An 8,235-nucleotide genomic window follows, 5' to 3' on the forward strand; every position below is an offset into this window, starting at 1 on the left:
GAACACGGCGCCCGCCGGCGCGCCCGCGCCGATGCATGCACGGATGCGGTGGCGGCCGCGCGGCGTGCGCAGGCTGCCGCTGCGCTCGCCCGCACCGCGCTCGCCGGTCGACACCGCGTAGCGACGGATGCAGGCGCCATCCTTGCCGAAGAGCTCCAGGCGCTGCCGGCCCAGGTCCACGCGGATCCGCATTCAGGCCACCAGGGTGCGCCCGCGGCGGGCGGCGAAGAAGCTCGACAGCATGCGCCCGCACTCGTCGGCAAGCAGCCCGCCCTCGATGGTGGCGTGATGGTTGAGGCGCGGCTCGGCGAAGAGGTCGAGCACGCTGCCGGCGACGCCGGTCTTGGGGTCGCGCGCACCGAAGACCACGCGCGCGATGCGGGCGTGCATGATCGCGCCCGAGCACATCGCGCAGGGCTCCAGGGTCACGTAGAGCTCACAGCCGGGCAGCCGGTAGTTGCCCAGGCGCGCCGCGGCGTCGCGCAGCGCCATGATTTCGGCGTGCGCGGTGGGGTCGTGGCGGCCGATCGGCTGGTTGAAGCCGCGGCCGACGATCTCGCCCGCACACACCACCACCGCGCCCACCGGCACCTCGTCCACGGCCCCGGCCGCGCGCGCCTGCTCGAGCGCGGCGCGCATGTAGTCTTCTTCGTTCATCGCGTTCATCGTTCGGAAACGGGGCCGATTCTAGCCCGAAAGCTCGCGCACCGATTCGCGACCACCGTCGCACGACCGTGCATGCTTGCCGACCTCGACCACCGCTGGCATCGGCGCGAAGCCGGCAGAACCACGAATGACGCCCCAAACCAGAAAGGCCGCGAGGCGGCGGGGCCGGGCGGGGGGTCGCCAACGTCAGGAGCGCCGAGGTGGAGGGCGTCGCGGGGGAAACAAGGCGACACCTGTCCGAGGCGCGCAGCGCCGAGTTCGTGTCGCCGCCCCCGCGGCGTCCGCCGCCGAGGGTAGCCCGAAGCGCAGCGCAGGGCCGCGAGTGCAGGCGGCGACCGCCCGCCCGGCCCCGCCGCCGGATCGGAGCGGGAATCATGACCGGAGCCGAAATCACGATCTGAACCAAAATCACGATCGACCCGCGTTCGCGCCTGCCGGCGCTCCTACAACGCCGCCGCCTTCGGCTAGAATCCGCCCGTCCAGCCCCCGGCCCGGGGGCATTTCCGTTTACGGACCCGCGCATGCTTCCCGATCCCGAACTCATCCGCCCCTACGGCCCGCTGGTGCGCCGCATCGAAGCCGAGGCCACCGTCATCGGCGACCAGATCCTGAAGATCGATCACTTCCTCAACCACCGCATCGAGCCCAGCTTCATCACCGAGATGGGCCAGGAGCTCGCCAAGCGGCTCGTGCGCTTCGAGCCCAGCGTGGTGCTCACCGCCGAGGCCAGCGGCATCGCCCCCGGCCTGGTGGTCGCCCAGGCGCTCGACATCCCGCTGGTGTACGCGAAGAAATACGCGCCCCAGGTCGAATCCCCCGCGATCGCGCGCGTGATCCCCTCGCCCACGAAGGGCGGCGAGACCAAGCTCGTGCTGTCGCAGCGCTACATCGTGCCGACCGACCGCGTGGTCATCGTCGACGACTTCCTCTCCAACGGCCGCACCGCGGTGGCGCTCGTCGAGATGGCCCGCGAGGCCGGCGCCGAGGTGCTGTGCGCGAGCTTCATCGTCGAGAAGCGCTTCAAGCACGGCCACGCCACCATCGAGGCGCTCGGCGTGCCGGTGTGCACGCTCGCCCAGGTCGAGGCGCTCGAGAACGGCCACGTCCGCCTCACCCAGCCCTGAAGCCGCGGTCGTTCGTGGGATTTGCACGCGCACGCCCGCCCGCATGCGCATAGACTCCGCCAATCCCATGAACGGAACCGGCCCATGAGCTCTTTCGACACCCAATTCGAAGCCTTCGCCGAACAGATCCAGCAGGAACTGCGCGAGGGCGTGACGAGCTTTCCCACCGTCTTCGACCTCTCGCTGCGCATCCAGAAGCTCGCCGACGCCCCGGACACCTCGCTCGCGCAGATCGCCGGCGCGGTGCAGACCGAGCCCCTGCTCGCCGCCAAGGTCATCCGGATGGCGAACACGCTGACGCTGAACCCCTACCGCGGCCAGATCACCAGCCTCGGCGACGCGATCCAGCGCATCGGCCTGTCCACCCTGCGCTGCCTCGCCTTCGCGGTCGCGGCCGAGCAGCTCGCGCGCGACCATCGCTCGCGCCAGATGCGGCTCGTTGCCAGCGGGCTGTGGATGCACTCGATCGACGTGTCGGCGTGGTCCTGCGCCTTCGCCCACCATCTCAAGCGCCCCGACCCCGACGCCGCGATGCTGGCCGGCCTGATGCTCGACATCGGCCAGTTCTACCTGCTTGCACGCGCGGCGCGCTACCCGGCGCTCGAGGGCGACATGGGGCGCTTCGCCGAGGTGGTCACGACCTGGGACGAGCCGGTGCGCGACGCCGTGCTCGAGGCCCTCGAGATGCCCGAGCGCATCATCACCGCCTGCGCCGCCGACCCCTTCGCCAACACCGGCTGGCCGCCGGCCGAGCTCGGCGACGTGGTCTTCCTGGCCACCCTCGCGGCCGAATCGCCCAACCCCTTCGACAACCTGCTCGGCAGCCGCCAGCGCGGCGAGCTGCTCGAGGCGAGTGTGGCGGACGGGCTGGACCACGACGGCTTCGACGCGCTGATGTCGGAGGCGCGTGCCAGCCGCATGGAGCTGATCTCCGCCGCCTGCGGCTGAGCCGCGGCCGCGCGCCCCTGCGCGAGGGGCGCCACCGCCCCCGCTCAGGCCTGCGCGTGCTCCACCAGGTGGGCGCGCAAGGCCGCGGCCGACAGCGCCACCGCCTCGCGCGCCTCGGGGATGAGCTTGCCCAGGGTGTAGAAGCCGTGCACCACGCCCTCGAAGACACGCAGCGCCACCTCACCGCCTTCGCCGCGCACGCGCTCGACGAAGGCCACGCAGTCGTCCACCAGCGGATCGCATTCGGCACAGATCACCTGCATCGGCGGCAGCCCGGCAAGCGAGGCCGCGCGCATCGGCGACACCCGCCAGTCCTCGGTGTCCACGTCGGGCAGGTAGCGCTCGAAGAACCACTGCAGCGACTCCCGGTCGAGGAAGAAGCCGTCGGCGTAGCGCTCGCGCGCGGGCCGGCTGCTGCGGATCTCGGTGCTCGGGTAGATCAGCAGCAGGAAGGCCGGCCTCGCCTCGGCCTCGCGCAGGGCCAGCGCGGTGACGATCGCCAGGTTGCCGCCCGCGCTGTCGCCGGCGAGGGCGATCCGCGCCGGGTCGATGCCGAGCAGGTCGGCGTTGTCGACCGCCCAGTCGAAGGCCAGGCGCATGTCCTCGGGCGCGGCGGGGAAAGGATGCTCGGGGGCGAGCCGGTACTCCACCGACAACACCGCGCAACCCGAAGCGTTGGCGAGCTCGCGGCAGGCCACGTCGTAGCTCGCCACGTCGCCGATGCACCAGCCCCCACCGTGCGCGAAGATCACCAGCGCGAGGCGCTCGTCCACATGGCTGCCGAAGGGCCGGTACAGGCGGGCGAGCAGCGCCGAGGTGTCGGGGCGCGGGATCGGCACCTCGGCGGTGGAAGCCACCGCCGGCGCCTCGGGGCGGAAGGCGAAGTGCAGCTTCTGCGCCGAGTGGCGCGCCTGCGCCACCGAGAGCTCGTGGAAGCGGGGCACGCCGACGCGGTAGGCCATGTCGAGCAGGGAACGGGTTTCTTTGGTGAGCGGCATGATCGAAAGGTCGGGACGTTTTGCGCGGCCGGTCCGGGCGCCGCGCGTAGTGCGCGATTCTACCCGCCCACCCCACCGCGCGCGTGCCGAGCGGGACGCAGAGGATTAGAATTCGTTGAAACAAGGGAGAAGGAACAGATGAACAAGACCGAGGAAAACGTCCCCGTAGCGGACACCCCCTCCACCCGCGCCCGCAAGCCGCGCACCGCGTCCCGCGCGAAGAACAAGGGCGCGGCGCGCCCGAGCGCCGCCGGCGACACCGCGCCCGACTTCAGCAGCACCGGCATCGAGGACTTCGAGATCGAGCAGGCGATCGACGCGGCGCAAGACTCCAAGCTCGTCGCCGTCAAGGACATCCTCGCCCGCGCCGCGGCCGATCCGCAGGCGAAGACCGACGCCCTCGAGGCCATCCTCGACGGTGCCTCGCCCGACGACATCCACATGCTGCGCCGGGCGCTGATGCGCGCCGACCTGCCGCAGGGCCCGGGCGCCCACCCGGACGACGAGCTCTCGCCCGACTGGCGCAAGGGCGGCTACCCCTATCGGAACCTGATGTCGCGCAAGGCCTACGAGAAGCAGAAGTACCGCCTGCAGGTCGAGCTGCTCAAGCTGCAGGCCTGGGTCAAGGAGACCGGCCAGCGCGTGGTGATCCTGTTCGAGGGCCGCGACGCCGCCGGCAAGGGCGGCACGATCAAGCGCTTCATGGAGCACCTCAACCCGCGCGGCGCACGCGTGGTGGCGCTGGAGAAGCCCTCCGAGCTCGAGCGCGGCCAGTGGTACTTCCAGCGCTACATCCAGCACCTGCCCACCGCAGGCGAGATCGTGCTGTTCGACCGCTCCTGGTACAACCGCGCCGGAGTCGAGCGCGTGATGGGCTTCTGCACGCCCGACGAGTACAACGAGTTCATGCGCCAGGTGCCCGAGTTCGAGCGCAACCTGGTGCGCAGCGGCATCCACCTCATCAAGTTCTGGTTCTCGGTGAGCCGCGACGAGCAGCGCCGCCGCTTCAAGGAGCGCGAGTCGCACCCGCTCAAGCAGTGGAAGCTGTCGCCGATCGACCTCGCCTCGCTCGACAAGTGGGACGACTACACCAAGGCCAAGGAGGCGATGTTCTTCTACACCGACACCGCCGACGCGCCGTGGACCGTGGTCAAGTCCGACTGCAAGAAGCGCGCGCGCCTCAACGCGCTGCGCTACGTGCTGCACAAGCTGCCCTATGCGAACAAGGACGTCTCCCTGATCGGCCCGCTCGACCCCTTGCTGGTGGGCCGCGCCAACGTGGTGTACGAGCGTGGCGAGAAGGACGACGTGCCGCTGCTGTGAGCGCCCGCGGCCGCACGCGGCGGGGTTTGCATCCCGCCCCCGGCGGGCGGTGACAAGAGGTAAGTCGTCGTGACGCCCGCGCCGCTGCCCGTTTATGCTGCAGGCACGGGCGCGGGGCGGGCATTCGAGTACCGCCGGCCGCTCCCCGAACATCCAAACGACAAGGGAGCACGAGATGAGCCTCGCCAAGCTTCGCCACAAGGCCGCATCCGGCCTGATCCTGGCCGCCTTCCTCGCCGGCCCGGCCTTCGCCGACAAGCCGGACTGGGCCGGCAGCGGCAAACCCGAGCGTGCGCAGGGCGGCCAGACCGAGCGCGGCGGCGGTCCCCAGGAACGCGGTGAAAAGCGCCCCGACAAACGCAGCGAGCAGGGCAATCGCGATGCGCGCGGCGACGACGCCCGTGGGCGTGGGGGAGACCGCGACGGCGCCCAGTCACGCGACCGCGAGCAGGAGCGCGACCGCGACCATCGCAGCGAGCGTGCCGGCTCCTCGGCGCGCGTGTCGGCCTACTTCACCGACCGCCACCGCGAGACCGTGCATCAGTATTACGGCGAGCGCCACCGTGCGGGCGACTGCCCGCCCGGGCTGGCCCGGAAGCGCAACGGCTGCATGCCGCCGGGACTGGCGAAGAAATGGCGCCTTGGTGCGCCGCTGCCGCGCGACGTGGTGTGGTACGACGCGCCGGGCGACATCGTGCTGCGCCTCGGCATGCCGCCCGAGGGCCATCGCCTCGTCCGCGTCGCGGCCGACATCCTGCTGATCAGCGTCGGCACCGGCATGGTCGTCGATGCCATCGAGGATCTGAGCCGGCTCTGAGCCACACCGTGGATCCCGCGCCCGCGAGGCGAACCGATCTCGCCCCGCCCGGTCCACCCCGAGCCCTTCCCCCAGGAGACCGATCATGCCCTTCACCCGTCTTGCGCGCGCCCTCGCCCCCGCCCTGCTGCTCGCCACGCTCGCCCCCGCCGCGGGCGCGGCCGACGATGCGACGACGCGCCTCTACGATCACAACCTGCGCCGCCTGCACGCCGACGAGTCGGTGCGGCTCGCCGAGCGCTACGCCGGCCAGCCGGTGCTGGTGGTCAACACCGCCAGCCACTGCGGCTTCACGCGGCAGTTCCGCGAGCTCGAGGCGGTGCACCAGCGCTTCAAGGAGCGCGGGCTGAAGGTCGCCGGCTTCCCCTCGGACGACTTCCGCCAGGAGGCCGCCGACGAGGCCGAGACCGCCGAGGTCTGCTTCCAGAACTTCGGCGTCACCTTCGACATGTACGCGCCGATCCACGTGACCGGCGCCGAGGCGCATCCGCTCTTCCGCGAGATCGCGCGCCAGTCGGCGGCGCCGGAATGGAACTTCCACAAATACGTGATCGACCGCAACGGGCGCGTGGTGGCGGCCTTCGGCAGCCGCACCCAGCCCGACGCGCCCGAGGTCATCGCGGCAATCGAGAAGGCGCTCTGAGCGCCCCGCCCCGCCGGGGGCGACAACGAGGCGGCGGCCACGCGCAGCCGCCCACGGAAAGGGAGAACCCATGAAGGAATACGACCTGATCGCCATCGGCGGCGGCAGCGGTGGTGTCGCCACCGCCCGCCGCGCCGCGGAGTACGGTGCGCGCGTGCTGCTGATCGAGGCTGCGCGCCTCGGCGGCACCTGTGTGAATGTCGGCTGCGTGCCGAAGAAGGTGATGTGGTACGCCTCGGGCATCGCCCAGGCGCTGCGCGACGCACCGGGCTACGGCTTCGCCGACGTCGCCGGCCACCTCGACTGGGCCACGCTCAAGCAGCGCCGCGATGCCTACATCGAGCGCCTCAACGGCGTCTACGCCGGCATGCTGGAGAAGTCCGGCGTCGAGCTGAGGCGCGGCTTCGCGCGCTTCGCCGGCCCGCGCGTGGTCGAGGTCGAGGGCGAGCGCTTCACCGCGCCCCACATCGTCATCTCCACCGGCGGCCGCCCCGCCCTGCCCGAGCTCCCCGGCGCCGAGCTCGGCATCGACTCGGACGGCTTCTTCGCCCTCGAAGCGCAGCCGCGCCGCGTCGCCGTGGTCGGCGCCGGCTACATCGCGGTGGAGCTGGCCGGCGTGTTCCGCGGCCTGGGCAGCGAGGTCTCCATGCTGGTGCGCGGCGATCGCCTGCTGCGCCCCTTCGACGCCCTGCTGCGCGACGAGCTCGCCGCGCAGATGCAGGAGGACGGCATCGCGCTGCGCTTCGGCACCCAGGCGCGCGCGCTGCACCGCCAGGCCGACGGCAGCGTGCTCGTCGACTGCGGCGAGGCCGGCAGCCTCGAAGTGGATGCGCTGGTGTGGGCCACCGGCCGCCAGCCCAACACCGACCGCCTGCAGCTCGCCGCCGCCGGCATCGAGGCCGACGCCAAGGGCACGATCCCCACCGACGCCTTCCAGAACACCAACGTGCCCGGCATCTACGCGATCGGCGACATCACCGGCCGCGCCGAGCTCACCCCGGTGGCGATCGCGGCCGGCCGTCGCCTCGCCCTGCGCCTGTTCCGCGGCGCGGCCGACAGCAAGCTGGACTACGAGAACATCCCCACCGTGGTGTTCAGCCACCCCGCCATCGGCACCGTCGGCCTTACCGAGGAAGAGGCGCGCAAGCGCTTCACCGACGTCAAGGTCTACACCACGCGCTTCACCGCCATGTACAACGCGCTCACCGAGCATCGTCCGAAGACGGCGATGAAGCTGGTGTGCGTCGGCGCGGAGGAGCGCATCGTCGGCGCCCATGTGATCGGCGACGGCGCCGACGAGATGCTGCAGGGCTTCGCGGTAGCGGTGAAGATGGGCGCGCGCAAGGCGGACTTCGACGACACGATCGCGATCCACCCGACCAGCGCCGAAGAATTCGTCACCATGCGCTAAGGGAGCACGCGATGCCGATGACTTACGAGCAACACCTCGACGAGGTCGCCACGCTGCTCTACGAGCGCTACGACCAAAGCGAAAAGGCGGCCATCAAGCTGGTGATGGCCGCCCAGGAGGACGGGTTCTTCAGCGGGCACGACGACGACCCGTCGACGTGCACGCTGGAACGCGCGCAGGACGACGCCCGCGCGGTCTTCCGCAAGTACGGAAAGGCTTAGGAGCAGCAGCCGTGGCCGCCACCGCCGCCGCAACCGCCACCCCCGGCGGCCGCGGCAGCGGCTGCGGGCACGGCCGACGCCTGC

At 71.4% G+C, this 8,235-nt stretch carries 10 protein-coding genes; 7 read left to right on the plus strand and 3 right to left on the minus strand.

Annotated elements, in window-relative coordinates:
- Both C667_RS17525 and tadA read right to left on the minus strand, forming a co-directional pair.
- A partial coding sequence (locus C667_RS17525) for a L,D-transpeptidase (RefSeq protein WP_004372477.1) occupies nucleotides 1-192 on the minus strand: 192 nt, incomplete at its 3' end.
- Nucleotides 193-657 carry a tRNA adenosine(34) deaminase TadA gene (tadA, locus tag C667_RS17530; RefSeq protein WP_039922018.1) on the minus strand — a complete coding sequence of 155 codons (465 nt, stop codon included), beginning with the start codon at nucleotides 655-657 and terminating at the stop codon, nucleotides 193-195. It abuts the gene before it with no gap.
- 530 nt (nucleotides 658-1,187) lie between these two features.
- On the opposite strand from tadA, the gene xpt reads away from it, so the two are divergent.
- Both xpt and C667_RS17540 read left to right on the plus strand, forming a co-directional pair.
- The gene (xpt, locus tag C667_RS17535) at nucleotides 1,188-1,790 is read left to right on the plus strand and encodes a xanthine phosphoribosyltransferase (RefSeq protein ID WP_004372481.1); all 603 of its coding nucleotides are present in this window, start codon (nucleotides 1,188-1,190) and stop codon (nucleotides 1,788-1,790) included.
- A gap of 84 nt (nucleotides 1,791-1,874) precedes the next feature.
- Nucleotides 1,875-2,738 (plus strand): HDOD domain-containing protein, encoded by an 864-nt coding sequence (locus C667_RS17540; RefSeq protein ID WP_004372483.1) that lies wholly within the window; start codon nucleotides 1,875-1,877, stop codon nucleotides 2,736-2,738.
- Between the two features lie 44 nt (nucleotides 2,739-2,782).
- Here C667_RS17540 and C667_RS17545 read toward each other — a convergent pair whose 3' ends face one another.
- A complete protein-coding gene (locus C667_RS17545) occupies nucleotides 2,783-3,736 on the minus strand; it encodes an alpha/beta hydrolase (protein ID WP_004372485.1) in 954 nt (317 codons plus the stop codon).
- A gap of 138 nt (nucleotides 3,737-3,874) precedes the next feature.
- On the opposite strand from C667_RS17545, the gene ppk2 reads away from it, so the two are divergent.
- The 5 genes from ppk2 (at nucleotide 3,875) to C667_RS17570 (ending at nucleotide 8,151) form a co-directional block, all read left to right on the plus strand.
- Nucleotides 3,875-5,059, plus strand: coding sequence for a polyphosphate kinase 2 (ppk2, locus tag C667_RS17550; RefSeq protein WP_004372486.1), 1,185 nt, complete (start codon nucleotides 3,875-3,877; stop codon nucleotides 5,057-5,059).
- A 175-nt stretch (nucleotides 5,060-5,234) separates the two neighbouring features.
- The gene (locus tag C667_RS17555) at nucleotides 5,235-5,876 is read left to right on the plus strand and encodes a hypothetical protein (protein ID WP_004372489.1); all 642 of its coding nucleotides are present in this window, start codon (nucleotides 5,235-5,237) and stop codon (nucleotides 5,874-5,876) included.
- Nucleotides 5,877-5,961: 85 nt separating this feature from the next.
- Entirely contained in the window at nucleotides 5,962-6,519 is a 558-nt protein-coding gene (locus tag C667_RS17560) for a glutathione peroxidase (protein WP_004372491.1), read from the plus strand.
- A 70-nt stretch (nucleotides 6,520-6,589) separates the two neighbouring features.
- Nucleotides 6,590-7,930 carry a glutathione-disulfide reductase gene (gene gorA, locus C667_RS17565; protein WP_004372492.1) on the plus strand — a complete coding sequence of 447 codons (1,341 nt, stop codon included), beginning with the start codon at nucleotides 6,590-6,592 and terminating at the stop codon, nucleotides 7,928-7,930.
- An 11-nt stretch (nucleotides 7,931-7,941) separates the two neighbouring features.
- Nucleotides 7,942-8,151, plus strand: a complete 210-nt coding sequence (locus tag C667_RS17570; protein WP_004372495.1) for a hypothetical protein — start codon at nucleotides 7,942-7,944, stop codon at nucleotides 8,149-8,151.
- Nucleotides 8,152-8,235 lie beyond the last annotated feature (84 nt).

This window comes from Thauera phenylacetica B4P, assembly GCF_000310225.1.
GTDB classification, from domain to species: Bacteria; Pseudomonadota; Gammaproteobacteria; order Burkholderiales; family Rhodocyclaceae; genus Thauera; species Thauera phenylacetica.

Coding starts and splice junctions, on each gene's coding strand:
- C667_RS17560 (WP_004372491.1), top strand. CDS start 5,962: ATGCCCTTCACCCGTCTTGCGCGCGCCCTCGCCCCCGCCCTGCTGCTC.
- tadA (WP_039922018.1), bottom strand. CDS start 657: ATGAACGAAGAAGACTACATGCGCGCCGCGCTCGAGCAGGCGCGCGCG.
- gorA (WP_004372492.1), top strand. CDS start 6,590: ATGAAGGAATACGACCTGATCGCCATCGGCGGCGGCAGCGGTGGTGTC.
- C667_RS17540 (WP_004372483.1), top strand. CDS start 1,875: ATGAGCTCTTTCGACACCCAATTCGAAGCCTTCGCCGAACAGATCCAG.
- C667_RS17555 (WP_004372489.1), top strand. CDS start 5,235: ATGAGCCTCGCCAAGCTTCGCCACAAGGCCGCATCCGGCCTGATCCTG.
- C667_RS17570 (WP_004372495.1), top strand. CDS start 7,942: ATGCCGATGACTTACGAGCAACACCTCGACGAGGTCGCCACGCTGCTC.
- ppk2 (WP_004372486.1), top strand. CDS start 3,875: ATGAACAAGACCGAGGAAAACGTCCCCGTAGCGGACACCCCCTCCACC.
- xpt (WP_004372481.1), top strand. CDS start 1,188: ATGCTTCCCGATCCCGAACTCATCCGCCCCTACGGCCCGCTGGTGCGC.
- C667_RS17545 (WP_004372485.1), bottom strand. CDS start 3,736: ATGCCGCTCACCAAAGAAACCCGTTCCCTGCTCGACATGGCCTACCGC.